The 231-nt window shown below is 56.3% G+C and carries 1 protein-coding gene; it reads left to right on the forward strand.

What is annotated here, in order from left to right:
• Positions 1-41: 41 nt before the first annotated feature.
• Positions 42-231 (forward strand): DinB family protein (locus tag AAEZ10_RS27820; RefSeq protein ID WP_350571906.1); only part of this gene is annotated, 190 nt, incomplete at its 3' end.

Here is a 231-nt window from a genome sequence, read left to right on the forward strand (position 1 = left end):
TCTAAACTTGGCAGTGCGCCCATCGCAATGGGAGAACTGCAATGATCAATACAGCTACTGCCTGCATGCTGGCCGATTACAAGCGCTGGGCGGACCTGCGCCTGTTCGACAGCCTCGCCGCGCTGCCACCCGGTGAAGTCGATAAACAACGGGTCTCGGTGTTCAACAATATGATTGGCACCTTGAACCACATCTACGTGGTGGACTGTATCTGGCAAGCCCACCTGGAGG

The sequence above is a fragment of the Pseudomonas sp. H26/SER47-MNA-CIBAN-0231 genome, assembly GCF_040310465.1.
Taxonomy (GTDB): domain Bacteria; phylum Pseudomonadota; class Gammaproteobacteria; order Pseudomonadales; family Pseudomonadaceae; genus Aquipseudomonas; species Aquipseudomonas atacamensis.